Source organism: Pseudomonas sp. Z2-11 (assembly GCF_054161305.1).
This window is the reverse complement of the sequence record NZ_CP096395.1, coordinates 1746207-1771208: the sequence shown is the minus strand read 5'-3', so window position 1 is coordinate 1771208 and position 25002 is coordinate 1746207. Positions and strand designations below refer to the sequence as shown.

At 58.9% G+C, this 25002-nt stretch carries 29 protein-coding genes and 1 tRNA gene; 9 read left to right on the top strand and 21 right to left on the bottom strand.

The window, feature by feature from the left end; translation table 11 throughout:
- Window positions 1-183: 183 nt before the first annotated feature.
- Both dapF and M1E16_RS08030 read right to left on the bottom strand, forming a co-directional pair.
- The gene (gene dapF / locus M1E16_RS08035; RefSeq protein ID WP_458129593.1) at window positions 184-999 is read right to left on the bottom strand and encodes a diaminopimelate epimerase; all 816 of its coding nucleotides are present in this window, start codon (window positions 997-999) and stop codon (window positions 184-186) included.
- A 19-nt stretch (window positions 1000-1018) separates the two neighbouring features.
- Window positions 1019-1825, bottom strand: coding sequence for an MmyB family transcriptional regulator (locus M1E16_RS08030; protein WP_458130292.1), 807 nt, complete (start codon window positions 1823-1825; stop codon window positions 1019-1021).
- 116 nt (window positions 1826-1941) lie between these two features.
- On the opposite strand from M1E16_RS08030, the gene M1E16_RS08025 reads away from it, so the two are divergent.
- Entirely contained in the window at window positions 1942-2283 is a 342-nt protein-coding gene (locus tag M1E16_RS08025; RefSeq protein WP_434625098.1) for a DUF2834 domain-containing protein, read from the top strand.
- Between the two features lie 205 nt (window positions 2284-2488).
- Complete coding sequence (locus M1E16_RS08020) at window positions 2489-3454, top strand: EamA family transporter (RefSeq protein ID WP_458129592.1); 966 nt, start codon at window positions 2489-2491, stop codon at window positions 3452-3454.
- Window positions 3455-3468: 14 nt separating this feature from the next.
- Here the strand turns inward: M1E16_RS08020 and M1E16_RS08015 are convergent, their stop codons facing one another.
- Window positions 3469-4107 (bottom strand): helix-turn-helix domain-containing protein, encoded by a 639-nt coding sequence (locus M1E16_RS08015; RefSeq protein WP_434653156.1) that lies wholly within the window; start codon window positions 4105-4107, stop codon window positions 3469-3471.
- On the bottom strand, window positions 4104-4436 hold the full coding sequence (locus M1E16_RS08010) for a type II toxin-antitoxin system HigB family toxin (protein ID WP_434653158.1): 333 nt from the start codon (window positions 4434-4436) through the stop codon (window positions 4104-4106). The genes M1E16_RS08015 and M1E16_RS08010 overlap by 4 nt, the downstream gene beginning before the upstream one ends.
- Before the next feature lie 224 nt (window positions 4437-4660).
- Between M1E16_RS08010 and M1E16_RS08005 the strand changes: the two genes are divergently transcribed.
- Window positions 4661-5476: a DUF1206 domain-containing protein gene (locus tag M1E16_RS08005; RefSeq protein WP_434653160.1), complete on the top strand. Its 816-nt coding sequence runs from the start codon at window positions 4661-4663 to the stop codon at window positions 5474-5476.
- Between the two features lie 33 nt (window positions 5477-5509).
- Here M1E16_RS08005 and M1E16_RS08000 read toward each other — a convergent pair whose 3' ends face one another.
- The gene (locus M1E16_RS08000; protein WP_458129591.1) at window positions 5510-6172 is read right to left on the bottom strand and encodes a nuclear transport factor 2 family protein; all 663 of its coding nucleotides are present in this window, start codon (window positions 6170-6172) and stop codon (window positions 5510-5512) included.
- Window positions 6132-7172, bottom strand: a complete 1041-nt coding sequence (gene uvsE / locus M1E16_RS07995; RefSeq protein WP_458129590.1) for a UV DNA damage repair endonuclease UvsE — start codon at window positions 7170-7172, stop codon at window positions 6132-6134. Before uvsE ends, M1E16_RS08000 begins: the two co-directional genes overlap by 41 nt.
- A 316-nt stretch (window positions 7173-7488) precedes the next feature.
- Here uvsE and M1E16_RS07990 point away from each other — a divergent pair, with 316 nt between their 5' ends.
- A complete protein-coding gene (locus M1E16_RS07990; RefSeq protein ID WP_458130291.1) occupies window positions 7489-7671 on the top strand; it encodes a hypothetical protein in 183 nt (60 codons plus the stop codon).
- A gap of 44 nt (window positions 7672-7715) precedes the next feature.
- The gene (locus M1E16_RS07985) at window positions 7716-7865 is read left to right on the top strand and encodes a hypothetical protein (RefSeq protein WP_458129589.1); all 150 of its coding nucleotides are present in this window, start codon (window positions 7716-7718) and stop codon (window positions 7863-7865) included.
- Between the two features lie 124 nt (window positions 7866-7989).
- On the opposite strand, the gene M1E16_RS07980 is transcribed toward M1E16_RS07985, so the two are convergent.
- Window positions 7990-8079, bottom strand: a tRNA-Ser gene (locus M1E16_RS07980).
- A 308-nt stretch (window positions 8080-8387) separates the two neighbouring features.
- Here M1E16_RS07980 and M1E16_RS07975 point away from each other — a divergent pair.
- The 3 genes from M1E16_RS07975 to M1E16_RS07965 all read left to right on the top strand — a co-directional run bounded on the left by M1E16_RS07975 (window position 8388) and on the right by M1E16_RS07965 (window position 11224).
- Window positions 8388-9077 (top strand): crotonase/enoyl-CoA hydratase family protein, encoded by a 690-nt coding sequence (locus M1E16_RS07975; protein ID WP_434603302.1) that lies wholly within the window; start codon window positions 8388-8390, stop codon window positions 9075-9077.
- A 317-nt stretch (window positions 9078-9394) separates the two neighbouring features.
- Window positions 9395-10117: a 1-acylglycerol-3-phosphate O-acyltransferase gene (locus M1E16_RS07970; RefSeq protein WP_458129588.1), complete on the top strand. Its 723-nt coding sequence runs from the start codon at window positions 9395-9397 to the stop codon at window positions 10115-10117.
- Window positions 10118-10252: 135 nt separating this feature from the next.
- On the top strand, window positions 10253-11224 hold the full coding sequence (locus tag M1E16_RS07965) for a magnesium and cobalt transport protein CorA (RefSeq protein ID WP_434603299.1): 972 nt from the start codon (window positions 10253-10255) through the stop codon (window positions 11222-11224).
- A gap of 91 nt (window positions 11225-11315) precedes the next feature.
- On the opposite strand, the gene M1E16_RS07960 is transcribed toward M1E16_RS07965, so the two are convergent.
- From M1E16_RS07960 to M1E16_RS07950, 3 genes are all read right to left on the bottom strand, one after another.
- Entirely contained in the window at window positions 11316-12050 is a 735-nt protein-coding gene (locus M1E16_RS07960; RefSeq protein ID WP_434695477.1) for an amidotransferase, read from the bottom strand.
- 84 nt (window positions 12051-12134) lie between these two features.
- Window positions 12135-14279 (bottom strand): 3-hydroxyacyl-CoA dehydrogenase NAD-binding domain-containing protein, encoded by a 2145-nt coding sequence (locus M1E16_RS07955; RefSeq protein ID WP_458129587.1) that lies wholly within the window; start codon window positions 14277-14279, stop codon window positions 12135-12137.
- 26 nt (window positions 14280-14305) lie between these two features.
- Window positions 14306-15511, bottom strand: a complete 1206-nt coding sequence (locus M1E16_RS07950) for an acetyl-CoA C-acetyltransferase (protein WP_458129586.1) — start codon at window positions 15509-15511, stop codon at window positions 14306-14308.
- Window positions 15512-16098: 587 nt separating this feature from the next.
- Between M1E16_RS07950 and M1E16_RS07945 the strand changes: the two genes are divergently transcribed.
- Window positions 16099-16917, top strand: coding sequence for a c-type cytochrome (locus tag M1E16_RS07945; protein ID WP_458130290.1), 819 nt, complete (start codon window positions 16099-16101; stop codon window positions 16915-16917).
- Window positions 16918-16996: 79 nt separating this feature from the next.
- Here M1E16_RS07945 and M1E16_RS07940 read toward each other — a convergent pair whose 3' ends face one another.
- From M1E16_RS07940 to M1E16_RS07890, 11 genes are all read right to left on the bottom strand, one after another.
- Window positions 16997-17338, bottom strand: a complete 342-nt coding sequence (locus M1E16_RS07940; protein ID WP_434569327.1) for a ribonuclease E inhibitor RraB — start codon at window positions 17336-17338, stop codon at window positions 16997-16999.
- A gap of 203 nt (window positions 17339-17541) precedes the next feature.
- Entirely contained in the window at window positions 17542-17778 is a 237-nt protein-coding gene (locus tag M1E16_RS07935; RefSeq protein WP_434653173.1) for a hypothetical protein, read from the bottom strand.
- 138 nt (window positions 17779-17916) lie between these two features.
- Window positions 17917-18525: an START domain-containing protein gene (locus tag M1E16_RS07930; protein ID WP_458129585.1), complete on the bottom strand. Its 609-nt coding sequence runs from the start codon at window positions 18523-18525 to the stop codon at window positions 17917-17919.
- A 39-nt stretch (window positions 18526-18564) separates the two neighbouring features.
- Window positions 18565-18819, bottom strand: coding sequence for a YkgJ family cysteine cluster protein (locus M1E16_RS07925; RefSeq protein WP_434603288.1), 255 nt, complete (start codon window positions 18817-18819; stop codon window positions 18565-18567).
- 147 nt (window positions 18820-18966) lie between these two features.
- Window positions 18967-19440, bottom strand: coding sequence for a translation initiation factor 2 (locus tag M1E16_RS07920; RefSeq protein WP_434569331.1), 474 nt, complete (start codon window positions 19438-19440; stop codon window positions 18967-18969).
- A gap of 84 nt (window positions 19441-19524) precedes the next feature.
- Window positions 19525-20967 carry an aminotransferase-like domain-containing protein gene (locus M1E16_RS07915; protein WP_305496026.1) on the bottom strand — a complete coding sequence of 481 codons (1443 nt, stop codon included), beginning with the start codon at window positions 20965-20967 and terminating at the stop codon, window positions 19525-19527.
- Between the two features lie 199 nt (window positions 20968-21166).
- Window positions 21167-21976, bottom strand: coding sequence for an OmpA family protein (locus M1E16_RS07910; protein WP_434569332.1), 810 nt, complete (start codon window positions 21974-21976; stop codon window positions 21167-21169).
- Window positions 21973-22332 carry a DUF4398 domain-containing protein gene (locus M1E16_RS07905; RefSeq protein ID WP_434603286.1) on the bottom strand — a complete coding sequence of 120 codons (360 nt, stop codon included), beginning with the start codon at window positions 22330-22332 and terminating at the stop codon, window positions 21973-21975. Before M1E16_RS07905 ends, M1E16_RS07910 begins: the two co-directional genes overlap by 4 nt.
- A gap of 9 nt (window positions 22333-22341) precedes the next feature.
- Window positions 22342-23166 carry a substrate-binding periplasmic protein gene (locus M1E16_RS07900; protein ID WP_458129584.1) on the bottom strand — a complete coding sequence of 275 codons (825 nt, stop codon included), beginning with the start codon at window positions 23164-23166 and terminating at the stop codon, window positions 22342-22344.
- Window positions 23167-23241: 75 nt separating this feature from the next.
- Window positions 23242-24171, bottom strand: coding sequence for an electron transfer flavoprotein subunit alpha/FixB family protein (locus tag M1E16_RS07895; protein WP_458129583.1), 930 nt, complete (start codon window positions 24169-24171; stop codon window positions 23242-23244).
- Window positions 24172-24173: 2 nt separating this feature from the next.
- Window positions 24174-24923 (bottom strand): electron transfer flavoprotein subunit beta/FixA family protein, encoded by a 750-nt coding sequence (locus tag M1E16_RS07890; RefSeq protein ID WP_024776877.1) that lies wholly within the window; start codon window positions 24921-24923, stop codon window positions 24174-24176.
- Between the last annotated feature and the right edge of the window lie 79 nt (window positions 24924-25002).

Below are 25002 nucleotides of genomic sequence, written 5' to 3'. Positions count from 1 at the left end.
CCGCCCCAAACGTTCTTCCAGACGAACTGTATCCACCGGTCTACGACGGCTACGCCGCCGAGCGGGAGCAAGCTCCCTCGCCACGAAGCGTGTACCTGGAAGATTATGTACGGAAGTTGCTGCCGCCTTCGCGAGCAGGCTCGCTGCCACAGAAATCGGTTCAGGGTTCAAGCACCTGCCCATTCAAGCTTGACTCATTGTCCCTGAGAAGCTTGCCTCCACCGGCCCGATCAGAAAGACCGAACCCACGCCGTCCCATTGCACCGTCACGTTTCCGCCATCACATTCAACTTCGACGGTACTGTCCAGCAGCCCACGGCGGATCCCGTTGACAACCGCGCCGCATGAGCAAGAACCTGAACCCAGCGCAATGCCCGCCCCGCGCTCCCAGATGCGCAATCGGATATGCGTGCGATCAACTACCTGGACGAAATGAACATTGGTCTTGAGTGGAAATAGCGGGTGGGTTTCGATGGCCGGTCCGATCGTGGCGATATCAACGTCAGCCAGATCGTCGACAAAATAAGTGCAATGCGGGTTGCCCATGCTGCACGCGGCTGGACTACCGGCAAGGGGCAAAACGGTGGAGTCCAGTTCCTGCGACAGGGGAATGTCCGACCAGCCGCAAAGTGGCACGCCCATGTCGACGCAAATGTCGCCGTTTGGCGTGCGCTTGCAAGTCAGCAGGCCGCGGTTGGTGCGTAGCGCTACCGAAGCAACATTGGCTTCGCGCATGAGCAGGTCCGCCGCCCCACGCGTCGCGCTGCCACACACATCCAGCGCGGAGCCATCTGCGTTCCAGAATATCACCCGCGCATCGGCATCTTCACAATCGAGCAGCACCGCGAGTTGATTGAAGCCCACGCCGCGGTTCCGATCTCCCATCCGCCGGGCTATCGCACTGGTCACCGGACTGGGCGAGTTTCGCGAATCGACGATGACAAAATCGTCGCCATTGGCGTGCATTTTTTGGAAGTTGAGATTGAGTGTCGGTTGCATGTTTTCTTCCCTGAAATCGTTAGCGTTGCGTCTGCTCGTACGCCTTGGTCATGACCTTCCAGGTCTTGGCGTCGGCAGGAATGAGATGCTCGATACGCAACGAGCTCATCGTGATGTCGAGCGGCATGCCAAAAGTGGTGAATGTTGACATGAACGTCAGCTCGCCATGGGGCGACTCGACCTGCGTCAATAACAACGGCGGCAGATCGTCAGCCAGCGCCGAAGCGCTGTGTGGAGTCGGCAGACTCTTCAGAATCCCAGCCAATGCGGGATTGTTCAAGGCTTCCCGAGATGCCCGTTGCCAGGCCACTAATCTTATTTCCTCGGCGTTGCTCAGATGGTCGCCTAAGCCGCCGGGTTGGAGCAGTGTCACCAAGAGATTGAGTCCATCCGCGGCATCCCTGGCAAGACCCACCAGATCGAACAGGACACCCGCGCTGGCGTTGGCTGCAAGGATGTCCCATTGAGCGCCCAGAACAATCGCCGGCGCGGGATTATTGGCATTAAGGATATGATCAATGGCATCACGTACCACTTCCATTGACGACGACGTGAGCGGTGTCGTTTCGTAGCGAGGGGCGTAGCCGCTGGCGAGAAAGATGCCGTTGCATTGCTCCAAAGGTACATTCAAGGCAGTCAGTAAGTTATGCAGAGTGCCAGGGCTTGGCTTGGCGCGCCCCGTCTCGATGCAGCTTAGGTGACGCTGAGATATCCCTGTTATCAGTGCGCAATCCAACTGACTCAGTCTGGCCTGTTGGCGCAAGTGACGCAGTTGCGCACCGGCTGAAGTTGGCGGCGTTGCTCGGGACATGGGTCGATTGGTCATCCATTGACTCTGGCATTGCAGGTGGGCGGCGTCGATGACCTCGGAGGTCATTGAAACCATGATGGTCAAATCACTAGCCTACCTCCCTGATCAACGAACCTGTCCCGGGAGGCAAAGTGAAGAAGCCTTATATCGCACTTGTTACGCTGCTGTTTTTTACCGTTTACACGGCGTGTACGTTGTTGCTCGCCGAGCAATCGCTCTTGGCGTTCGGCGTCAGACTTATGTCCAGCGCAGACACCGCGCAAGTAGTCATCGACCTTTATCTGCTCGCCTGCATGGCGTGCATCTGGATGTACCGGGACATACGCGCAAGAGGCAAATCGCTCGTATCGTTGCTACCTTACATCCTGATCACGGCCATCTTCGTATCAATCGGTCCGTTGCTGTACATCGTTGTTAACGGATTTGGACGTCAATCGCCGGTGACGGTTGCACCTGCTCATCCGCCGTCTTGAACCACGCTTTAGGCATTATTACCCAAACTTCCTTGGGTATTTCCTCCAGAACCCCGCTGCTGTCAAACATCCAGGGCCCAACGACGGTCGAGAAGAACGCGATGTCTACGCAGGATTTTATCGAACGTACTCGGATTCGTTGCAATGGTTGTACTGAACCAAGGCAGTTGTTGGTCAATGGGCAGTATGTCGGAGGGCACGACTGATGATGCGGGTCCGCTCGAACCTCATCGTCGGATTGGCCCTCGCGGTAGTCGCGACGCTGAGCTGGGCGCTGAACTTCATTGCGCCCTACGTCACCGGGGCCTACACAATCTATGATTTGATGATCGTACGATTCCTGATCGCCGGAGCGCTGGGCCTGGGTGTCGTGCTGCTCTACCGGGCCCGACTTCGGCTCCTGCGCCTCGATCAGGTGCTCCTGGCCGCTGGCCTGGGTGTGATCGGCTATCTCGGCTATAGCGCATGCATCGCCGCCGGTATCATTTTTGGTGGGCCGGTGCTGACCCCGGCCTTTATTGGCATGGTGCCGGTCTTGCTGGCACTGCTGGGCAACGCCACGACCAAAACTCTCCAGTGGAGCAAACTGGCGATCCCACTGGTTTTTCTGACCGTGGGCCTGCTGCTGTCCAATCTCGGCGCTGTCCATCAACCCGTTGCAAACCAGGGATCCTGGCTGATGGGTTTGCTGTTTTCGATCGGTGCCGTGATCTTGTGGCTCGCGTTCAGTTGGTTGAATCAACGCGCCTTGCTGAAGCTATCGCCCAACGCCTCGGGCGTATGGACAGGCCTCATGATGGCGGGTGCGGGAATCGGCACCGTGTGCCTGTTACCGACGATACAAGCGTTCGACCTGCTCGAACTGCCGCGCGTGGGTTTCAGTTTTTCCGTTGCAGGGCACTTGTACCTCTGGAGTTTCGTTATTGCGCTAATGTCATCCGTCGTCGGGGCCTGGGCCTGGAACGCCGCGTCCCGGCGCCTGCCCATGGTGCTTTCCGGGCAATTGATCGCCCTGGAGTCGCTGTTCGCGACACTGCTTGGCTTGTGGTTTCATGGCCGGCTGCCGACGCTACTGGAGATGTCGGGGATTGCTGCCGTGCTTGTCGGGGTGATCATGGCGGTGCGTATCATCCTGGCTTCGCGTGGATCGACAGTGGCCCGTGTCCCTTGATCAACAGGTTATTGCTATCGCCTATCCGGCTCCTTTACTGCCTTTCTCCGGCCCTTCGAAGTCACTACTTTGTATTCAGCGGCATCGGCCTCTTTCACTGGCTGTGCAGTTGGAGAGTCGCTGTGAAAGCGGTAATACGTTGAGGGTTTCCTGACAGCAAGATCGACAGTTCCGAGATGAGCAGCCTTTGCAGGACCAGCCGACAAGAAAGCACTCGGTTCCATCGCAAACCGCTCAGCCAGCGCATATGCCATCTTGTGACTGATGGGGCGGTCTCCATTGAGCACCTTGGACACCGCGGTTTTATCACCGATTTCAGGAAGGTCTGAGCCGGTGAGCCCGAGCGTCTCCATAAGGTCCTTGATCAGTTGCACCGGGGTGCAGGTTGCCTCAAAAGCAGCGTTCGATTCGCGAAACTGGTCGGAATCACGCTGGTACGCCAGGATTTCCTCTTCAAGCTCAGCGAGAATCCTTTCCTCGGTCTTGCTCAGCCCACGCCCATCGGTGAGCTCATCGAGCAAATCGGTCGCGCGCTCGTAGTCGGCCGGGGTCTTGATGCCGTGCACAAACTCACCCCGCAGGCGATCCAGTATCGCGTAAAGCTCGCCAAGCGTTGCGATCACCGTTTGAAAGTCGTTCCGGGCTGCGCTCATCGTTTTGTCCCTTTGTTTCTTGCATACCAGACGTTGGCGACGTCGTAATCGGCATGCGTGTAGACGTGTTTGACGTAGAACTTCTGCCGCGCGTAGTTAACGCCGCCTATCACCCTGAGATTATTGCCGCCTACATCAATCACAACCCAATTCATTGCGGCTCTTGGCTTGAACAAGTCGACACCGTGCGTACCGAAAAGCTTTTGCAGGTCTGCGAATTCCTTGGGGCGCGCCATTCTCAAAATGCGCAGGCAGCGCTCAAGCCCAGCCCTGTCGTTCGGGTACAGAATCGCAGCGTCGTCAAAGCGGGATGGCGTGAGTATATCCATGGGCGTCCTTGTCTTTGGGCCGATGGTACTCTGGTTGTGTTTTTTAACAACTTTTGTTTGTTGGCAAATGTGAAAGCTTAATGATGACGGAAAACGTCAGCAATCCCAGCCGTGCGCTGAACCTCGACGCAACCATCAGGCCAATGGGTCAGCGCCCCATCTTCAATCGAACCCCTTCCGACGCCATGGGTCTGTTTTTGTATCACTGTCGCGGAATAGATCCCATGTCCCCACACCAAAGCCTGGTGCTACTTGCCCGAGGCGGTTATGCCGCTCGTGGCGTTATTTATCTCATCGTCGGCATTCTTGCCTTGCTCGCGGCCCAGGACTCCACCAAACCGAAGGACAGTCACAAAAGCCTTGAAATGCTGCTGAGCCAGCCCTTCGGCCATGCCTTGGTCGGCCTGGTGGTAGCGGGCCTGCTTGCCTTCGCCGGCTGGCGCATCTTGCAAGCCACGCGCGACGTTGATCATCACGGCACGCAGTTCAAGGGCCTGGTGATTCGCGCCGGGTTGCTGGCGGGCGGCCTGGTCAATGGCGCGCTGGCGTTCTTTGCCCTGGGCCTGCTGATCAGTGGCTTGAAAAGCTCCGGGGATTCCGGCGGTGGGCAAACCCAGGACCTGCTGGCGCGCGTCCTGTCCTGGGACCATTCGAACCTGTTGGTTTACCTCGCCGCCCTGGTGCCGCTGGGCGTCGGCATTGCCCACATCATTAAAGGCTGGAAGGCCTCGTTCGAAAAATATTTCGAGGCTGACGAAGAAGTGATGCGTTATGTGCGGCCGGTGTCGCGCTTCGGCCTGATCGCCCGCGGGGTGGTGTTTATCGAGATCGCCGTGCTGCTGATCATCAGCGGCTCGGCCTATAAAGCCGTGGACCCGCCCGGCATGAAAGATGCCCTCGATGCGTTGCAGAATCTGCCGGCCGGAGGCTTGGTGTTGATGGTGATGGCCCTGGGGCTGATCGCCTTCTCGGTCTACAGCTTTTCCGAGGCGGCATGGCGCAAGATCAATATGGATGTGCCAGGAGTGGCGCATACATAGGTCAACTTGCGCCGTTGCGATGTCAGCTGCTCTCTACTGCGCAGGCGTTACCCGGCGCATGAGCTCATTCAACGCGTAGGTGTCGAGGAAGGCCATTGCCTGAATGATCCGGCCATCTTTGAAGGTCAGTTGCCACAAGTAGGTATTGTTGTAGGGTTTTTGATCGAGGGCCGTCGCAGTGCCGTCCCACAGCACAACGACAATGTCGTCCTGGGCGATGATGCTCTGCAACGTGGGGGAAATTGGCGTCGCCAGTCGGGCGCTGATCGGCCGCACGGCCTGTTCGATCAGCTCGGTCTTGCCGTAATACACGCCGGAAACCGGGCTCGATCCCGCGACTGTCCAGACCGCATCGGGCGCCAGCAGGTCGAAGACCGTGCCTTTGCCCTGCTGCCAGTTCGCGAATGCCTGGCGGACCAGATTCGTATTGGCCTCTTGAGTGTTTCCCGAAGCCCAGGAGGTGTTCGTGGAAAGCATTAACGCCAAAACAACAACCTGGGCACGCCAGGCCAAACTTTTCCATGTAGTCATGATGTTTACCTCACGGCAATGCAGTTGATAAAAGTTCTTTCTGAGAACCTTAACGGCATGCGCCTTGAAGCTTTTGCTCGATACTGCTGTGGGGTTGCCTGATGCTGTTCGCAGGTCGTTTGATCTATGCGCAGGGATGAAGATAAGGCCGAGCGACATCTTCATAAAATGCCTGCGCAGCCAGATTCTTGTCTTTCGCCTCCAACATGATGTCGAAACGGTCCAGAAACTTGAGCGCGTATGAGTTGGTCCAGCGATTCCACATCTGGTCACTGTGACCGTACAAGTCACGTTTGGACACCACCTTCAATAACGCATCCATCTCAAGCTTTTTGCCTGCATCGAAACCCAATTCCTGCAATCGCTCCGGCGGCTGTGAATAATGCATGGTGGGCCGAACCCCACGCCAACTTTCGATGATGCGATCGACTCGTGGGCAGTCCGGTGCGATGTAATCGTTCTCGTTGATCCAACAGTGGTGGATATCCAGCACGACGGGGGCAAGGTCAGCCAGTTGCAGGCAATCATCGACGCCGTAGGTCTTCTCCTCGTTTTCGAAGGTGATGCAATTGCGCGCCACCTGCGACAACCGCGGCCAGATCGAACGGATCCCCTCGCCCCCGAGGCGCCCGGCGATGTGCACGTTGCATTTGAAGTCCTGGAAGCGCCGACCGTAACCCATCATCCGGATCATGTCGGCGTGGTACTCGAACTCGGCGATGCTGTTCTCCACCACGCCCGGTTTATCCGAGCCCAACACACAATACTGGCCAGGGTGGAAGGACAGCCGGATATCCGCCGAACGCGCGAGGTTGCCAATCACAGCGAAGCGTTCTTCCAGCTGGCTTTGAATGACCGGGTCCTGATAGAAAGCGCTCACCTTCGGATGACTGTAGAACGGCAACAGATCACTGCTCAGTCGAAGCATGCGCAGCGTTGGCGCAAGCTCGGCAACGTAAGCGATGAGGCGCAGCTGTGCGTCGAGATTGTGCGTCACGACTTCAAGCAGCTTATCGCGGGCGACCTGGAGAGGGACGCCATCCATCCAGCGTAACGTCGTGGTGCGGGGGTTGTATGGCGCTTCGATGGTCTTTAACGCACTCGCTGCGAGGCCGCGATCAGGGTGCCGGTATTGGCAGGCGAAGCCGATTCGTGGGTGAGTCATGGGAGGTCCTGGCCGTCATCCGTGTTGGCGGTAGACATTCTGGTGGCTGAGTTGTCCTTTTTGATTGGCTCGATGAAAACTGTTTTCGGCGATATGTTGACCACGCTTGGCGCCGCCAAGAAAAACCGATTGCGATGCGCTCGGCATACCTTGAAACCAAGTACATGCTGATCGGCGAGCCGCGATGAATTCAAATGCCTATACTTTGGGCAAGAAAAAACTCGCAGCCGTACCTTAAAGGCACAATATGGATCTCAGGGCAGCGCACAAAGCGCGACCCATGACCCGAAAGGACGCGCACATGCGGGAATTCGGTATGAGCGGCGCAGAATTGGAAAAGGTCCATGTCGAAATTGCCAAACTGATGGCTGAGACCAAAAAGCTCAACGCCGAAGCGGGCAAGATGACTCGCGAAACGTTCTGGTATCCAGTCGCGGTTGCCACCGGCCTGATCGGTACGGTGGCCACCGTCACTACGCTGCTAATCAAATTCCTCTAACCTGACAGGCCCTGCAAACGCGGGGCCTTCTTACCTTGAGCCACATGAAAACCATAGAGCAGTACAGTTCGCCCTCCGCGGACGCATTGGCGCGCTTGAAAATCAACCTCGGCTATACCAGCCAGCAAATGGCCGAACTGGTAGGGCTGGCTCAGGGTGGACAATGGGGCAAGTACACAGGTGGCGCGAGCTGAAGGGCAAATGCGGCAGAAAAAGCCAATGGTCCCATATTGGTCCCATATCGTCCTTTTCCAGACGCCAAAAACCACAAACCCCCGACTTTCTCTAGGAAAATCAGGGGTTTGTGCTTGTAGAATATGGCGGTGAAGGAGAGATTCGAACTCTCGATACAGTTTCCTGTATACACACTTTCCAGGCGTGCTCCTTAAGCCACTCGGACACTTCACCGTGTCTCGGCAAACTGTTCAGTCTGTCGAGGCGCGCTAATGTAGTCGAAAGCCTTTCCGATGGCAAAGGTTTTTTTCAGAATTTTCATGCGGTTAAGGCCGGTCGGGTATTTCGGACGCGGCGAGGCAGGGCAAACCGGCCAAACTCCGGCTTCGGCTATGGGCGGCTCCACGAGGGCAAGCGCTGGCTGTTGGGCGCCTCGCGAGATTTGGGCGGGGCGGCGCTGACCGGTGAGTCAGTCACGGCGCTTTACCTGGCCTGCGGCGGTGGGTAACGTCTGCTTCACTTCTCTTACAAGGAATAGCGTCATGAGCGACCTGATTGCCTACCATCTCGAAGACGGTATCGCGACCCTGACCTTGAACAATGGCAAGGTCAATGCCATTTCGCCTGATGTGATCGTCGCATTCAACGCTGCGCTGGACCAGGCAGTGTCTGATCGCGCGGTGGTAATCATTACCGGGCAACCGGGGATTCTGTCGGGCGGTTACGATTTGAAGGTGATGACCGCCGGCCCCAAGGAGGCAGTCAGTCTGGTCGCGTCTGGCTCGACTCTGGCCCGTCGTTTGTTGTCGCACCCCTTCCCCGTCGTTGTCGCCTGCCCTGGGCATGCGGTGGCCAAGGGCGCGTTCCTGCTGCTGTCGGCGGACTACCGCATTGGTGTGGAGGGGCCGTTTACCATCGGGCTGAACGAGGTGCAGATCGGCATGACCATGCACCACGCCGGTATCGAGCTGGCCCGTGATCGCTTGCGCAAGTCTGCGTTCCACCGCTCGGTGATCAATGGCGAGATGTTCAATCCGCAGAGCGCCGTGGACGCTGGTTTCCTCGACAAGGTGGTCGCGGCTGACGAGTTGCAAGCTGCAGCACTGGAGGCAGCGCGTCAGTTGAAGAAGATCAACATGACCGCCCACAAGAACACCAAGCTCAAGGTTCGCAAGGCGTTGCTGGATGCATTGGACAGCGCGATTCTTCTGGATCAGGAATACACGGGCTGAACGTTGGCTAAAGACAATATCGCTCACCTGGAAAAATAACATACCCGTGGCGAGGGAGCTTGCTCCCGCTGGACTGCGTAGCAGGCCCATTTTCATGAGCGCTTCGCACTCAAGCGGGAGCAAGCTCCCTCGCCACGGGACCGGTGCGTTTCCCATGCAAGTTACTGAGGAATCGGTAACCGCTCTATCCCGCTTCTTACGCGTCGTTTAGAAACATACGCTTAAACATCGCCTATCTTCTCCCTATACAGGCGCAATTGCCGAAAACAGTGCACATCCGTACACTGCGCCACCTTTTGTCCCGATGGGGCCTGTTGATGTTGTTTGCACTGCGTATGTGTTTGATGGGCCTGCATTTTATTTTGGCGGGTGTGCTGGGCGTGATCCTGGGTCTGTGCCGGCCGTTCAATCCTGACAACAGTCGTATATGCGCGAGGTTGTACGCGCTGCCTGCGATGTGGTTTCTACGCCTGCGGGTCAAGGCAGAGGTCGACACGCTGATCAACAAGACTCACGGCTGCGTGATCATCGCCAATCATCAGTCCAACTACGATCTTTTCATGTTCGGCAACGTGGTGCCGCGTCGTACCGTGTGCATTGGCAAGAAGAGCCTGAAGTGGGTGCCGTTGTTCGGCCAACTGTTCTGGCTGGCGGGCAACGTGTTGATTGATCGCGGCAATGCGATCAAGGCGCGCAAATCGATGCTGACCACCACCCATACATTGCAGCATGAAAACACGTCTATCTGGGTGTTCCCGGAAGGGACGCGCAATTTGGGGGAAGACCTGTTGCCCTTCAAGAAAGGCGCGTTCCAGATGGCGATTGCCGCCGGGGTGCCGATTATCCCGGTGTGCGTCAGCACTTATATCAAGCATATGCGCCTGGATCGCTGGCACGCCGGTGACATTCTCATTCGTTCGCTGCCAGCCATTCCTACCGCTGGCCTGAGCATGGATGACATGCCCCGCCTCATCGCCCAATGCCGCGAACAGATGCGTGAATGCATCGAGACGATGGACCGGCAACTGCGCGTCGCGTAAACCAAAAACCCGCCTTCACGGCGGGTTTTCTTTTGCACCGAACTCGGCGCATTTTGCTGACTCTCAAAGACCATGGCGCGCTAAGCTGCACGTTGCCTGCCACTGCCAATTTCCAAGAAGAAGCGAACCATCATCATGGGTAGAGTCGTTGCTGCTGCGGTTTACAGCGCCGGTAAGAAAGTCACCAATATCACCCTCGACGAAGGCAGCGCCTGGGCTGCAAAACCAGGACATTTTGTCTGGATCGGCCTCGAAGAGCCCAGCGCGCTGGAACTGACCAACCTGCAACGCCAGTTCAACCTGCATGAACTGGCAATTGAAGACGCCATGGAGAAACATAGCCGTCCCAAGCTGGAGACGTTTGGCGATGCGCTGTTCATCGTCACTTATTCACCGGTACGCGAAAACGGCAAGCTGCAATTCATCGAGACCCATATCTTCGCCGGCAAGGGCTATATCATCACCGCTCGCAACGGCCACTCGGCGTCCTACGCACATGTCCGGCAGCGCTGCGAGGCGCGTCCCATCTTGCTGGAGCATGGGGAGGATTTTGTCCTCTACGCCATCCTCGATTTCGTCATCGAGAACTACCAGCCCGTCGGCGAAGCCATCCACACCGAGATCGATGAACTGGAGCGCAACGTACTGTGCAGCGCCTTGAACGAGCGCGATATCCAGAACCTGCACAGTCTGCGCCGCGACGTGCTACGCCTGCGTCGTTATGCGGCACCTATGGTGGAAATCAGCGAAGAGCTGCAGCGCCTGGACTTTCCGTTCATCGACAAAAACATGACTCCATATTTCCGCGATGTGCAGATTCATGTCACCCGGCAGATGGAAGACCTGGCGACACTGGCGGACATTGCCAGCCAGACCATCGAGATCGGCGTATTGCTGGAGGCCTCGCGCCAGAGCGTGGTGCAACGCAAGTTCGCAGCGTGGGCGGCGATCCTGGCGTTTCCGACCGCGGTGGCCGGGATCTATGGGATGAACTTCGAAAACATGCCGGAGTTGACCTGGCACTACGGGTATTTTCTGGTGCTCGGGTTTATCGGGGTGGGATGTACGTCGTTGTGGGCGAGTTTCAAGCGATCGGGATGGTTGTAGGGGATTTGCTAGTGGGATTTGCGTGGCCGTATTCGCGAGCAGGCTCGCTCCCACATTTGATCTGCTGATCAAATGTGGGATGCCCGGACAATCAGCCTTGGGCGGCTTCAGCTTGGGGTTTGTGGGCGACGAAACGCATCATCCACTCCGCTACCGTCGTGCCGTGATGCTCCTGTTCAAGGCTCGCCACGCCCTGGCTGTAGATCTGCTCGCCGAGGTGTTGCTGGCGAATTTCCAGCAGGGCCCGGGAATAATCATGGATGAATTCCGGGTGGCCCTGGAAGCACAGGACCTGATCATTGATGTGATAGGCCGCGAATGGGCAGAAATCGCTTGAGGCGATGACCGTGGCATTTTCCGGCAGCTCGGTAACCTGGTCCTGATGACTGATCAACAAAGTCAGTTCCTCCATCACCGGGCTCATCCAGGGCGCCTTTGCCGCGAGTTTGTAACGATGGGTGCCAACCCCCCATCCCTGGCTGGCGCGCTCGGTCTTGCCGCCCAGCAACAAGGCCAGCAACTGATGACCAAAGCAGACGCCCAGCAGTTTGTCGCCACGCTGGTAGCGGTCCATCAGATAGGTCTTGAGGGTCTGGATCCAGGGGTCGCTGCCAAAGGAGTCGGCCTTGCTGCCGGTCACCAGGTAGGCGTCGAATTGCTTGTCATCGCTGGGGTATTGCCCTTCCACCACGTTGTATACGACAAACTCGGCCGCAATGGGCTGTTGCGAAAACAGGCGCTGGAACATCTGCCCGTAACCCTGATATTGCTCGACCAGTTCCGGACGCAGGATATCGGTTTCCAGAATGCAGATGCGTAACGACATAAAAAATACCTGACACGATGATGGGAATATTGCACACCCCAGAGCCTGCCTTGAAACACCGCTCCAAGGCAAGCCCCCTCCCCGTCAGAACGTCGCCCGGCTGGCGGCTTTTTCCAGCAACAGGGCCGGCGGTGAGAAACGTTCGCCATATTGCTCGGCCAGGTACTGGGCACGAGCGATAAATGCCGGCAAACCGTACTGGTTGATGAACTGCAACGTCCCACCTGTCCAGGCCGCGAAACCGATGCCGAACACCGAGCCGACATTGGCATCCGGCGTCGAAGTGACGACGCCTTCTTCTACGCAGCGAACAGTTTCCAAGGCCTGGATGAACAGCAGGCGATCGCGGATATCCTGCGCGGGGATTTGCCCATCGGCTTTCTCGAAACGGCTCTTGAGCTCCGGCCAGAGATGCTTCTGCCCTTGGGCTGGATAGTCATAAAAACCGGCTCCGGCCGCTTTGCCTGGTCGTTTGTACTCATCAAGGAGCAGGTCGATCACGGCGAATGCAGGATGCTCTGTCGGCGCTTTCCCTTCTGCGTGCAGGTCTTTGGCGGTTTGAGCGCGGATATGGCTCATCAAACCGAGGGAAACTTCGTCCGAAACAGCCAGGGGCCCGACCGGCATCCCGGCTTTGCGCGCTTCGGTTTCGATCATCGGCGCACTCACGCCCTCGCCGAGCATCGCAATGCCTTCGTTGATGAAGGTGCCAAACACCCGCGAAGTGAAAAAACCACGGTTGTCGTTGACCACGATGGGCGTCTTGTCGATCTGCCGGGCAAAATCGAAAGCCCGGGCCAGGGTTTCATCACTGGTCCCGGCCCCCTTGATGATTTCCACCAGCGGCATTTTTTCCACCGGACTGAAGAAGTGCAGCCCGATGAATCTGCTCGCGTCCGGCACCGCCTCGGCCAAGCCAGTGATGGGCAGAGTCGAGGTGTTGGAAGCGATCACCGCCGCAGGCCCCGCTGCCGCTTGGGCTGCTGACGATACCTGGGCTTTCAGGGAACGGTTTTCGAAGACGGCCTCGATGATCAGATCGCAACCGGCCAGCTCGGCATCGTTGTCGGTAGGGTGAATCCGCGCCAGCGTGGCGTCGCGTTGTTCCTCGGTGAGTTGGCCGCGCGCGACTTTTTTGTCCAGCAACGCCGCCGAGCGTGCCTTGCCCTTCTGTGCGGCGGCCAGGTCGATGTCCTTGAGCACCACGTCTATGCCAGCCACCGCGCTGACGTAGGCGATACCGGCGCCCATCATGCCCGCACCGAGCACGCCGACTTTTTTTGTCAGATAAGGCGCAACACCCTGCGGGCGGGATTTGCCGGCCTTGATTTCATTGAGTTGAAACCAGAAGGTGCCGATCAGGTTCTTCGCCACTTGTCCCGTGGCGAGTTCGGTGAAATAGCGCGTCTCGATCAGATGCGCCGCGTCAAACCCCACCTGCGCGCCCTCTACTGCAGCGCAGAGAATCTTTTCCGGGGCCGGCAGGCAGCCCTGGGTCTTGTTGCGCAGGATCGAAGGCGCGATCGCCAGCATCTGAGCAACTTTTGGGTCGGACGGGGTCCCGCCTGGAAGCCGATACCCCTTCACATCCCAAGGTTGGATCGCATCCGGATGGGCGAGAATCCAGGCTCGGGACTTGGCCAGCAGCTCGTCGCGATCCGCCGCCAGCTCGTCGATCAAGCCGGCCTGCAACGCCTGCTGCGGGCCAAGTCGCTTGCCCTCGAGCAGATACGGCAAAGCCTTTTCCAAACCCAGCACCCGCACCATCCGCACCACACCGCCACCGCCCGGCAGCAAGCCGAGGGTGACCTCCGGCAAGCCGATCTGCACCGATGGATGGTCCAGCGCTACGCGATGATGACACGCCAGGCAGATTTCCCAGCCGCCACCCAAGGCCGCACCATTGATCGCCGCGACGACGGGTACACCGAGGGTTTCGAGGGCGCGCAGTTGCGCTTTCAGCCCGAGGACCATCTGATAGAACGCCTGGGCCTCGGATGGGTCGATCCTGACCAGCTCGTTCAAGTCGCCACCGGCAAAAAAGGTTTTCTTGGCCGAGGTGATGATCACTCCGGCGATCGAATCTTTTTCGGCCAACAGACGCGCCACGCAGGCGGCCATCGCCTCGCGATAAGTCGCGTTCATGGTATTGCTGCTCTGGCCCGGCATGTCCAGGGTCAGGAGAACGATCCGGTCGTGGCCGGTTTCGTAACGAATGGCTTCGGTCATGAAAAGTGTTCCTTGGTGTCGAGGGCTCAGAGGCGTTCGATGATGGTGGCGATGCCCATTCCGCCGCCGACACACAGCGTCGCCAGGCCGTAACGCAGGCGACGCGCCTCCAGCTCATCGAGCAAAGTGCCAAGAATTGCGCACCCGGTGGCACCCAGTGGGTGCCCCATGGCGATAGAACCGCCGTTGACATTCACCTTTGCGGGATCGATGGCCATGTCCTTGATGAATTTGAGCACCACCGAGGCGAAGGCTTCGTTGACCTCGAACAGATCGATGTCTTCCACCCGCAACCCGGCTTTCGCCAAGGCCTTGCGGGTGGCCGGGGCCGGGCCAGTGAGCATGATGGTCGGCTCGGTGCTGGTGACCGCAGTGGCGACGATTCGCGCCCGGGGCTCCAGGCCCAGCTCGCGGCCCTTTGCCTCGGTGCCGACAAGCATCAGCGCCGCGCCGTCGACGATGCCCGAGCTGTTGCCCGGGGTGTGCACATGGTTGATTCGTTCGACATGGCTGTAGACACGCAACGCCGTCGCGTCGAAACCCATCTGGCCCATCGCCTCGAAACTCGGCCGAAGCTTGCCCAGCCCTTCAAGGGTCGAGTCGCCACGGATGAATTCGTCGTGTTCCAGCAGCACGATGCCATTCTGGTCCCGCACCGCCACCAGGGATTTAGCAAACGATCCGTCGTCCCGAGCCCGAGCGGCCTTGCGCTGGGATTGCAGCGCGAAGGTATCGACCTCTTCGCGATTGAAGCCTTCCAGGGTAGCGATCAGGTCCGCGCCAATGCCCTGGGGGACAAAATGCCCCTGCAGGTTCGATTGTGGGTCCAGCGCCCACGCGCCTCCATCGCTGCCCATCGGTACCCGCGACATCGACTCCACGCCGCCGGCCACCACCAGGTCCTCGAAGCCGGAGCGCACTTTCATCGCCGCCAGGTTCACCGCCTCAAGGCCCGAGGCGCAGAAACGGTTGAGTTGCACGCCCGCCACGCTGACGTCCCAGCCCGCCACCAGGGCCGCCGTCTTGGCAATGTCGGCGCCTTGGTCGCCTACCGGAGTCACGCAGCCGAGCACGATGTCATCGACGTGACGGGTGTCCAGGTCCATGCGCTGGCGCAACGCGTCGAGCAGGCCGGCGACCAGGTTCACCGGCTTGACGGTGTACAGGGCGCCATCGGCCTTGCCCTTGCCGCGGGGCGTGCGTAATGCATCGAAAATCAAAGCTTGGGTCATGACATCCTCGAACCATCATCGACGTAATGCGAACACCTCCAACCTTAAGCCCAGCGGCGCCGGATTCAATGACCCCAGCGCTCAACGGCATTGACAGCCACGCTCAGACGAACGGTAGCGTGCTATCGGGTTAACCGTTTCAGGTGAGCAAGCTGTCTAGAAAGAGGGCCGGCAAGTAGCTGGCAATAGGCCTCATGCCTGTTTAATAGCTATCAGCTTAAAACTCATACGAATTGGATCTAAGCCAACGCGGCTGCGGCCCCTAATGTAAACCCTGTACAAGAGAGTCGTCGGGTTTTGCCGAGGCGCTTGTCACCTAGTTTCAAACAGGAAGTGCAACGCCAGCCGCCACGGAGCTACGCAGGCTGGCCTCAGGAAATAACAAAAAAGGCGGGTCAGCCATGTTCAAACATTCGAAAGTTCGTCAAGCCGGACTCATCCTCTTTGCCACTACGCTGCTGTTGATTTTGCCGAACATTACCAAGGTCATCGGCTGAATCCGGGGCGCAGTGCCATCGCCAGCAAATGCACGAGGGTCGTTGTTCAAGCGACGGTGGCTGTGCCACCCTTTGCGCTTCCCTCTCGACATGGAAGGCGACTCATTGAAAGCTCTCATTGCGATCGGGGCGCTGCTGCTCAGCACGCCTCTATTTGCCGCGCAACTCGTGCTTGAACTGGGCACGCAGGCACGCACCTGGCAAACCGAGGAACTGCTCAAGCACCCTGAAGCTCGGACGGTTCGGATCAATGAAGATGTTTCCTACAAGAAACCCATGAGCTATCGCGCCGTCCCCCTCACGGAGTTGTTGACCGGCGTCCAGCCGGATGATCATTTGCAGGCCGTGGCGCTGGATGGCTTTGCCGCCGAAATGCCCGCTGCACCGTTGCTCAACCAGAGTGGCGCCCGTGCGTGGCTGGCGATCGAAGACCCAGCAGCCCCCTGGCCGTCGCTGGGCGAGGGCAAGCGCAGTGCCGGGCCCTTCTACTTGGTCTGGACCGATCCCCAGGCGGGCCATATCAGCCCCGAACAGTGGCCCTACGCGCTGGCGAGCATCAAGCGCCTGTCCGCGGTGGCCGAGCGCTTCCCTGCCCTGCTGCCCGCCCCAGGCCTGACCAAGGACGATCCGATCAATCAGGGTTTTGCGCTGTTCCAGAAAAACTGCCTGGCCTGCCACCGCCTCAACGGGGCAGGCGATGCCCAGTTCGGCCCGGACCTGAACATTCCCTTCAATCCAACCGAGTACTTCTCGGGGGATTTTCTCAAGCGTTACATACGGGATCCGCAGAGCCTGCGGCGCTGGCCTCAAGGGAAGATGCCGGGGTTCTCGGCGGCGGTGCTGCCGGATGCGGAGCTTGATTTGCTGGTGGGATATTTGAAGCATATGGCGGGACGCAAGCAGCCGTAGGTGCTGAATTGCCACAAGAGCGCTACATGAAAACGGCCGACACAAAGGTCAGCCGTTGCTGTGCTGCAAAGTGTAAGTGTCAGGCCTGCAGGCGACGGATCTCCTGCTTGACGCCCCACCCTTCAATGATGCCACCCAGTGGCTCCACCACCGCCTCGAAGTTCAGTTCGAAGTCGCCGATATCATCATAGGTGGCGTACATCACCCGGCTCAGTTCCAGTGACCAGGCACCATCTTCCCGAGCGCTGATCTGCGCGTTCAACGATTCTCCCCGAAAATGACCTGCCGCCCTGCGCGCCCGTTCCTCGTCGGGAAAAATGGCGTAGAACTCGATGGGATGGAATTGGGAGAAATCAAAACCGCCTTCTTTCATGCGGCGCAACACGCTGGTGCTGACATCTTCTTGATAGGCTGTGCTCATGAAACGTCCTCCTCAGAACCGATGGATAGACTTTCCGTCTTCCCGTGCATGCAACCAGCGGTTACAAGCGATACGGCATCAAATGACCGTCGGGACACAAGCATGTAGCTGACAAGACCGGACCTTCGCGATCCTTTCGCTGATCTCGATTGCAGAGTAGCGTCAAGTCAGTGCGACTGCCAAGCGGGACCAGACAATGAATTTCATGAAACCGGTTTAATGCTGATGATCTCAATGCTGTTCTGGGTTTTCAGGCTCTTGACCGTGGGGTCGTCAGTGCGGCCCTCCAGGTCGTTGAGGTCCAGCTCTTTCGAGAGAGGTACCAGCTTTTCCCGAATCAGTTGTGCCGCTTGTTCCATCGTGGGCTCCTGGGCGTAATCAAACTGCTCGGCGATCGTTTCGCCGTGATCGTCAACGAAGGTGATTTCCCACTTTTGCATCAATGTCTCCTTGATCGATGGAATGGCCGGGCTTACCTCTATCTCGACATTGGCGGCGAAACAATCGTTCCGCTGAGTTCGTTGACGGCACATACCAAAAAACCGCCTCAAGGGCGGTTTTTCTCGGAGTGACCAGGGCTATTTTTCGGCGCGTTCTTTCAACGCTTTCAGGGTATTGAACGGCGCATCCACCACGAACTTGTTAGCCAGCCAGGACGGAACGTCGCCACCCGGCTCGGTATGGACCTGGTAAATCACCTCGACCTGATCCGCGCCCTTGGGAGTGAATTTCCAGAAACCGTCGACTTGTGCCACTCGCACGAAACCCTTTTCTTCAGGAGCGTAAGTGGGCACGCCCTTGAGGTTGCGGGTCAGGCTGCCATCCGCGCCTTCGACGGTGGTAACTTCCAGCACGGAGTCACGGGGCGTGACCGGCCATGGCGTGTTGAATCGAGTGTAGGTCCAGCTCTTGCCGCCCTCGTGCTTGAGCAGCTTCTGGCTCTTGCATTCATGAATCCAGGCACAGGCGCCCGATACGTCCTCCTGCAAGGCGCGCAACTTCGCCATGGTGGTCTTCATGACGGTCACGCCTTGGTAGGCCTTGTACTTGGAACCGCTGACTTCACTGAGTGAAACCTTGATGCCGTCCTTTTCCTTGGCAACCTGCCAATCCTCAGCCTGGGCGGTAGCCGTCGCCAGCAACACGGTCAAACCACACAACACAGCCATACGATGCAGCGAACCCATAATTGTTTTCCTTGTTTTCGAAGTTCCGATCTTGACGCATTACGCTGCCGTGACTTGCTCCCACCAACCGATCAAGCGAATGGCTTCTTCGCTGCTGTCGCCACAGACCTCGATGTCAGCCTCAAACGCCGAGCACACCGCAGGGCGATCGGCCCGGCCGAATATCTGGCACAGATTGTCGACCGACAATTGCACGCAACGCTCGCCCGCCGGCTTGCCTTGAGGCATCCCCGGGATGGGTGAGCTGATGGAGGGGGCGATGCAGCAGGCGCCACAGCCCTCGCGGCATTTCATGACGAAAACGTCCTCGCGGCAGGTAATGGTGATAACAGGACAGAGAGTAACGGCTAAAACGAACGTTTCAAATTACTGGATGGGTGTTTTTTTGTTCATGACGCGATGACCGAGCAGTCAGTGACGAGTTGCAGGCGCAATGAATGCCTACTGCTTGAATTCGAACTCCAGCGCTGCGCCTTCCACTTCGTTGCGCTCCTGGTTGCGCAACGGCAGCTGCATTTCGTTGCTCAGCAAACGTCCGTTGAGTTGGAACGGCCCAGGCTTATCGCCGAACATGGGCGGCAACAACGGCTCACGCTTGGGCAGCGGCACAGTTCCCGGGGGCTTCAGCTCCTCGACCATTTCATTGGGCAAGCTCAAGTCGAGCTTCGCCGGTGGCAGTCGGGTCTTGGCAATTTCGCGGGCGGATTTGCTTTTGGAGGCGACAGGCGCACGTTTTTTTCTAGTATTCGCGGCTTTCTTCGCGGGGGCTTTTTTCACCGCTGCGGGTGCTTTGCCAGGATTCTTCGTAGCGCTGGCCGCGGGTTTTTCCTGTGCCGCAGCCGCCACGACGCCTCCTGAATGGAAGGCAGTCAACAGGCCAAGCAAAACCCAGACGGCAGGGACAATGGCTTTCATTGGACTCGATGGCAGTTACGACACAAGGCCCATGCTCGCCTGTTAATCGAGCGCTGACAAGCATGTCCATCCAAGCGCTTGAATTTAAAGGAGCCCGCTCGCGGTCTCCTGGCACAGCTGGGTGGCCAACAGCCCCAGCGTCATCAGGGCCCGCTCTGCCTCGCGGTTCCAGGGCGTTCCGCAGTTCAGGCGAATGCAGTGGTTGAACTGCTCGGTGTTACTGAAGATCAGCCCGGGGGCGATGCTGATGCCCTGCTGCAGCGCCCGCACGTGCAACTCCTGGGTATTGACCCGTCCCGGCAGGCTGACCCAAAGGATGAAGCCCCCGGTAGGACGACTCATTTGCGTGCCTTCGGGAAAATACTGCTGCACAGCCAGTTGAAAGGCGCTGAGGTTCTTGCGGTACTCCTGGCGAATGTAGCGCAGGTGCCGGTCGTAGCCGCCGTTTTCCAGGTACGCCGCGATGCCCATCTGCGTGACGCTGCACGCCGAATGAGTGCTGAACGTTTGCAGCCGCTGGATCTCTTGCTGGAACTTGCCGGCGATCATCCAGCCGATGCGCACACCCGGCGACAAGGTCTTGGAAAAACTCGAGCAGTAGATCACCCGATCCAGGCGGTCGTAGGCCTTGAGTGCCTTGGTACGCCCCTGCTCGAACATCAGTTCGCCGTAAATGTCGTCCTCGACAATCTGAATGTCGAAATCCGACGCCAGGCGCAGCAGCTGTTTTTGCCGCTCCTCAGGCATCGTGCCGCCGAGGGGATTGCTCAGGCGCGTGGTCAGGACCAACGCCTTGATCGACCATTGGTTGGCCGCCAGTTGCAAGGCTTCAAGGCTCATGCCGGTGACCGGATCGCTGGGGATCTCGATTACCTTGAGCCCCAACAGGTCCGCCAACTGCAGCAAACCGTAATAGGTCGGCGACTCGGCGGCGATCAAATCCCCCGGCCGGGTCAGCACGCGCAGCGACATTTGCAACGCATCGACGCAGCCATGGGTAATCACCACTTCGGAGGGGTCGACCACGACTCCGGCATCACGCATGCGAATCGCCACCTGGCGCCGTAACGGCTCGAAGCCGGGGCTGAACATGTAGCTGAAGGCCCGCGGACTGTGAAACCGTGTGACCTTGGCCAACTGCTGGTGCAACGCCCGCACTGGCAGATAATCGACGCTCGGCACCGCCGCGCCCAGCGGGAAGACCCCCTCACGGCGCGACTCGACTAACACTTGCTGGATAATGCTGCTGCGCGTCACCAGGCCGGGGCGCTCGACCCGGGCGATGTCCGGCGTCGGCGCGGTCAGGGCCGGCGTCTGGTGCACGTAGTAACCCGACTGCGGCCGCGCCCGGATCAACCCTTGGTCTTCCAGGTTGGCATAGGCCTGCAACACAGTGGCATGGCTGACGTTGAGCTGCGAACTCATCTTGCGCACCGACGGCACGCGTTCGCCGGGCTGATATACACCGCGCCGGATATCTTCAGCCAGTTGTTGAGCAATACGTTGGTAAAGCAGGAGGTTGGTCATGACGCAGCACTCGATTTCACGGGCATTTTATTCTTGTGGGAAATATTACCGGAACAGTTTAGAAGTGTACTGGGACAGTTGCCAGATTACTTGACAGCACAGTGCAGTGACACCCCCAAACTGTACCCATTCCTCGCAATCTCAGGCCCAAAAAAACCCGGCGCCTTGGCAGGGGCCGGGTTTTCCAGTGACGCAACCCTCAGCGGGCGGCGCCGAGCTGGCCTTTCTCGTCGGAAAAGACGATTTCCACACGACGGTTCTGGGCCCGGCCACGCTCGGAAGCGTTGACATCCACCGGGTATTGATCGCCGTAGCCTTCGACCTGAATGCGTTTTTCATCGATCCCCAGGTCCACCAGCACGTCCGCCACCGCCTGCGCGCGATCACGGGACAATTTAAGGTTCTCCTGCTTGCCACCGGTGCTGTCGGTATAGCCCTCGATACGCACCACGCGCTTGGGATTGAGCTGCAGGAACTGCACGATCTTGAGCACCACGCGGTTGGCCGAGTTCTTCAGTTCCGCTTCGCCGGTGTCGAACAGCACGTCACCCAGGGTCATCACCAAGCCGCGATCAGTCTGGGTGGTGGCCATCGCCATGATCTGTTCTTCCAGCCACTTGCCTTGCTGCTGGACGCTCAGCAACTTGGATTCGCGCAAGGCCAATTGCAGGCGCTGGCGTTCCAGCTCAAGCTTCGCCGCGCGCTCTTCGTTGAGCAACTGATTGCTGTGTTCCCGCGCGATCTCGCTGTAGCGCTGGCTCAGGTAAGCGTAATGCTGGACATCCTCGCCGCTGCCCCAATAGCTGGACAGGCGATCGGCCCGGGCCAGGGATTCGCCGGCGCGGATGACATCCTTGGGCGCGGCGCGCAGGACATTAGCGTCTTCCTTGACCTTCTGGAAGCTGGCGCTGGCCTGTTCCAGCGCCGCTTCGCTACGCTGGCCGGCGCAGCCATACAAACTGGCGAGGCCCGCGAGGACCAGGCTGCCACATACATGGGACGGCTTCATTGGGCATCATCCCTCAACTGTTTGCGCAAGCGCTTGATTCGAGTATCGAGCACGTTCAACTGCTCCTGGCGCTTGAGACTGAGCACCTTCGCTTCGGCCAGGCGCGCGTCCAGCTCGGCCTGCTCGGCGCGCATGCGTGCCTTCTTGTAGGATTCGTCGGCCATGTTGCTCTTGGCGCGGGCGAATTTTTCTTCGGCGAGTTTAAGTTCAGGCACGTCATCGGCGGTGGCGCCCACCGCATGGGCCTGCTCGATGGCCTGCTCAGTCAGGCGCAGCTGTTCATTCGGCGCCGGATCGGCTGCACAACCCGCCAGAGCCAGAACGGCCAGGGCAGCGAAAAGAGGTCGAATAGTCACTAATGTTCCCTACTGTTTTGGGGCACTGACAGGTGGCTGCAACTGTGTTCTCCAACGCTCCAGATTGCGCTGCAACACAGCCTCCGTCAGGCCGGACGCGGCCAATTCTGTCATCTTTTGCGCCAGCTGTCCGCGCAACCATGGGTCGTTGCAGGCGGAGTTATGGGAAACCGCGAGGAACAATCCCGGTTTATCCACCGGTTGCGGTGCCGCCTGCAGATCGTTGGCCATCCCCAATGTCTGCGCCATCGCCATGCCCGAGTAGCGTCCTGCCAAGACATATTCCACTTCACCCAGCAGCAATTTCTGAAAGGCCTGGGTCAGGTTGGGTGTCCGGGTCAGGGTTAGATTCTGCTCGGCAAAGACACTGAATCCCTGGGTCATTCGGGCCTTCTCCGACAAGGCACCGGGATGTCCGTGAAGATCCTCGGGCCGGGTGATGAGCAACGTCGAATCCTTGCGGGTCCAGACCAGGTAATCATTTTCCAGCAATGCCGGATGCACGTAATCGAGGCTTTCCAGCCCGTTCGTGGTCAGCGGAGCATCGGTGAGCAGGTCCATGCGCCCGCTGCGCACCTCGTCCATTGCCTGGGCACGCTTGCCGGCGTAGAGCAGCTCGATCTTGATCCCCAGCGCCTGCGCCACCTGCTCCAGCAGTTCGGCGCCAGCGCCGATCAGGTGCTTGGGGTCCTGGGGGTCTTGCCAAAGATAAGGCGGCGCATCGGGGCTGCCAGTGGCGACGAGACGCTCACATTTGCCAGCGGCGACAGACAGGCCCGGCATGCAAGCCAATGCCCACAACAACGACCAACCGGCCAAATGGCGAAGATCCATGGCGCTACGCTCCCCGAAAGCAGAAATAAAAAAACCCGGCCAAAGGCCGGGCTCTTTATAAGTGAAGACGCCGGATTAGACCAGCTTCTCCAGCTCGGGGATGGCTTCGAACAGGTCAGCCACCAGGCCATAATCGGCCACCTGGAAGATCGGCGCTTCTTCGTCCTTGTTGATCGCAACGATCACCTTGGAGTCTTTCATGCCGGCCAGGTGCTGGATCGCGCCGGAGATACCGACGGCGATGTACAGCTGTGGCGCAACGATCTTGCCGGTCTGGCCGACCTGCATGTCGTTGGGCACAAACCCTGCGTCGACCGCGGCGCGGGAAGCGCCGACGGCAGCGCCCAGCTTGTCGGCCAGGGCGTACAGGTGCTTGAAATTGTCACCGTTCTGCATGCCGCGACCGCCGGAAACGACGATCTTGGCAGCGGTCAGTTCAGGACGGTCGGACTTGGCCAGTTCTTCGTTGACGAAGCTGGAGATGCCGGCGTCGTGAGCAGCGCCTACCGCTTCAACGGCAGCCGAGCTACCTTCGGCGGCAACCGGGTCGAAACCGGTGGCGCGCACGGTGATGACCTTGATCGCAGCGGTCGATTGTACGGTGGCGATGGCGTTGCCAGCGTAGATCGGGCGCTTGAAAGTATCGGCGCTTTCCACCGAGATGATTTCAGAGATCTGGTCGACGTCCAGTGCGGCAGCCACGCGCGGCAGGATGTTCTTGCCGTTGGAGGTAGCAGCAGCCAGGATGTGGCTGTAGCCCTTGCCCAGCTCGGCCACCAGCGGAGCAACGTTTTCCGGCAGCTGATGTGCGTAGGCGGCGTTGTCAGCCGACAGTACTTTTGCCACGCCGGCAATTTTAGCAGCAGCTTCGGCAACGGCACTTGCGCCCTGCCCGGCCACCAGCACGTGCACATCGCCACCGATTTTGGCCGCGGCAGCAACGGTGTTCAGCGTGGCCGGAGCCAGCGCCTTGTTATCGTGTTCGGCGATTACCAAGATAGTCATAGTCAGATTACCTTCGCTTCGTTTTTCAGTTTCTCGACCAGTTCAGCCACCGACTTGACCTTGATGCCCGCGCTGCGTGCAGCCGGCGCTTCGACCTTCAGGGTCTTGTTGGTGGAGGCGGTGGAAACGCCCAAAGCATCCGGAGTCAGCACTTCAAGCGGCTTCTTCTTGGCTTTCATGATGTTTGGCAGGGACGCATAACGCGGCTCGTTCAAACGCAGGTCGGTGGTGACAATGGCCGGCAGTTTCAGGGAAACCGTCTGCGCGCCGCCGTCGATCTCGCGGGTCACGGCAACGCTGTCGCCGGACACTTCGACTTTCGAGGCGAAGGTGCCCTGGCCGTAGCCGCTCAACGCAGCAAGCATCTGGCCAGTCTGGTTGTTGTCGCTGTCGATGGCCTGTTTGCCGAGGATCACCAGCTGTGGCTGTTCCTTGTCGACAACGGCTTTCAACAGTTTGGCAACGGCCAGGGAAGTCAGCTCTTCGGCGGATTCGACGAGGATGGCGCGATCGGCACCCAGCGCCAGCGCAGTACGCAGTTGCTCCTGAGCGGTGGTCGGGCCGATGGAGACGACAACGATCTCGGTTGCCACGCCTTTCTCTTTCAGGCGTACGGCTTCTTCCACGGCGATTTCGCAGAAGGGGTTCATCGACATCTTGACGTTGGCGAGGTCGACGCCGGAGTTGTCCGCCTTGACGCGAACCTTGACGTTATAGTCGACCACTCGTTTGACAGCTACAAGAACCTTCATGGATTCCTCGTTACTCTCCGGTGAAAAGAAAGTCGCCTGGGCGAACCTGGCGGTTGATGATCATGGGCGCAAGGGCACC

What these genes read in the sequence shown, in the direction of transcription:
- M1E16_RS07910 (WP_434569332.1), bottom strand. Translation starts at nt 21,976, where the DNA reads ATGAAGCCGTCCCATGTATGTGGCAGCCTGGTCCTCGCGGGCCTCGCC.
- M1E16_RS07955 (WP_458129587.1), bottom strand. Translation starts at nt 14,279, where the DNA reads ATGACCGAAGCCATTCGTTACGAAACCGGCCACGACCGGATCGTTCTC.
- dapF (WP_458129593.1), bottom strand. Translation starts at nt 999, where the DNA reads ATGCAACCGACACTCAATCTCAACTTCCAAAAAATGCACGCCAATGGC.
- M1E16_RS07985 (WP_458129589.1), top strand. Translation starts at nt 7,716, where the DNA reads ATGAAAACCATAGAGCAGTACAGTTCGCCCTCCGCGGACGCATTGGCG.
- M1E16_RS07930 (WP_458129585.1), bottom strand. Translation starts at nt 18,525, where the DNA reads ATGGGTTCGCTGCATCGTATGGCTGTGTTGTGTGGTTTGACCGTGTTG.
- M1E16_RS08015 (WP_434653156.1), bottom strand. Translation starts at nt 4,107, where the DNA reads ATGAGCGCAGCCCGGAACGACTTTCAAACGGTGATCGCAACGCTTGGC.
- M1E16_RS07900 (WP_458129584.1), bottom strand. Translation starts at nt 23,166, where the DNA reads ATGGATCTTCGCCATTTGGCCGGTTGGTCGTTGTTGTGGGCATTGGCT.
- M1E16_RS08010 (WP_434653158.1), bottom strand. Translation starts at nt 4,436, where the DNA reads ATGGATATACTCACGCCATCCCGCTTTGACGACGCTGCGATTCTGTAC.
- M1E16_RS07970 (WP_458129588.1), top strand. Translation starts at nt 9,395, where the DNA reads ATGTTGTTTGCACTGCGTATGTGTTTGATGGGCCTGCATTTTATTTTG.
- M1E16_RS07945 (WP_458130290.1), top strand. Translation starts at nt 16,099, where the DNA reads ATGGAAGGCGACTCATTGAAAGCTCTCATTGCGATCGGGGCGCTGCTG.
- M1E16_RS07925 (WP_434603288.1), bottom strand. Translation starts at nt 18,819, where the DNA reads ATGAAATGCCGCGAGGGCTGTGGCGCCTGCTGCATCGCCCCCTCCATC.
- M1E16_RS07890 (WP_024776877.1), bottom strand. Translation starts at nt 24,923, where the DNA reads ATGAAGGTTCTTGTAGCTGTCAAACGAGTGGTCGACTATAACGTCAAG.
- M1E16_RS08020 (WP_458129592.1), top strand. Translation starts at nt 2,489, where the DNA reads ATGATGCGGGTCCGCTCGAACCTCATCGTCGGATTGGCCCTCGCGGTA.
- M1E16_RS07920 (WP_434569331.1), bottom strand. Translation starts at nt 19,440, where the DNA reads ATGAAAGCCATTGTCCCTGCCGTCTGGGTTTTGCTTGGCCTGTTGACT.
- M1E16_RS07935 (WP_434653173.1), bottom strand. Translation starts at nt 17,778, where the DNA reads ATGCAAAAGTGGGAAATCACCTTCGTTGACGATCACGGCGAAACGATC.
- M1E16_RS07940 (WP_434569327.1), bottom strand. Translation starts at nt 17,338, where the DNA reads ATGAGCACAGCCTATCAAGAAGATGTCAGCACCAGCGTGTTGCGCCGC.
- M1E16_RS07950 (WP_458129586.1), bottom strand. Translation starts at nt 15,511, where the DNA reads ATGACCCAAGCTTTGATTTTCGATGCATTACGCACGCCCCGCGGCAAG.
- M1E16_RS07895 (WP_458129583.1), bottom strand. Translation starts at nt 24,171, where the DNA reads ATGACTATCTTGGTAATCGCCGAACACGATAACAAGGCGCTGGCTCCG.
- M1E16_RS07965 (WP_434603299.1), top strand. Translation starts at nt 10,253, where the DNA reads ATGGGTAGAGTCGTTGCTGCTGCGGTTTACAGCGCCGGTAAGAAAGTC.
- M1E16_RS08005 (WP_434653160.1), top strand. Translation starts at nt 4,661, where the DNA reads ATGTCCCCACACCAAAGCCTGGTGCTACTTGCCCGAGGCGGTTATGCC.
- uvsE (WP_458129590.1), bottom strand. Translation starts at nt 7,172, where the DNA reads ATGACTCACCCACGAATCGGCTTCGCCTGCCAATACCGGCACCCTGAT.
- M1E16_RS08030 (WP_458130292.1), bottom strand. Translation starts at nt 1,825, where the DNA reads ATGACCAATCGACCCATGTCCCGAGCAACGCCGCCAACTTCAGCCGGT.
- M1E16_RS07915 (WP_305496026.1), bottom strand. Translation starts at nt 20,967, where the DNA reads ATGACCAACCTCCTGCTTTACCAACGTATTGCTCAACAACTGGCTGAA.
- M1E16_RS07960 (WP_434695477.1), bottom strand. Translation starts at nt 12,050, where the DNA reads ATGTCGTTACGCATCTGCATTCTGGAAACCGATATCCTGCGTCCGGAA.
- M1E16_RS07975 (WP_434603302.1), top strand. Translation starts at nt 8,388, where the DNA reads ATGAGCGACCTGATTGCCTACCATCTCGAAGACGGTATCGCGACCCTG.
- M1E16_RS07990 (WP_458130291.1), top strand. Translation starts at nt 7,489, where the DNA reads ATGAGCGGCGCAGAATTGGAAAAGGTCCATGTCGAAATTGCCAAACTG.
- M1E16_RS08000 (WP_458129591.1), bottom strand. Translation starts at nt 6,172, where the DNA reads ATGAAGATGTCGCTCGGCCTTATCTTCATCCCTGCGCATAGATCAAAC.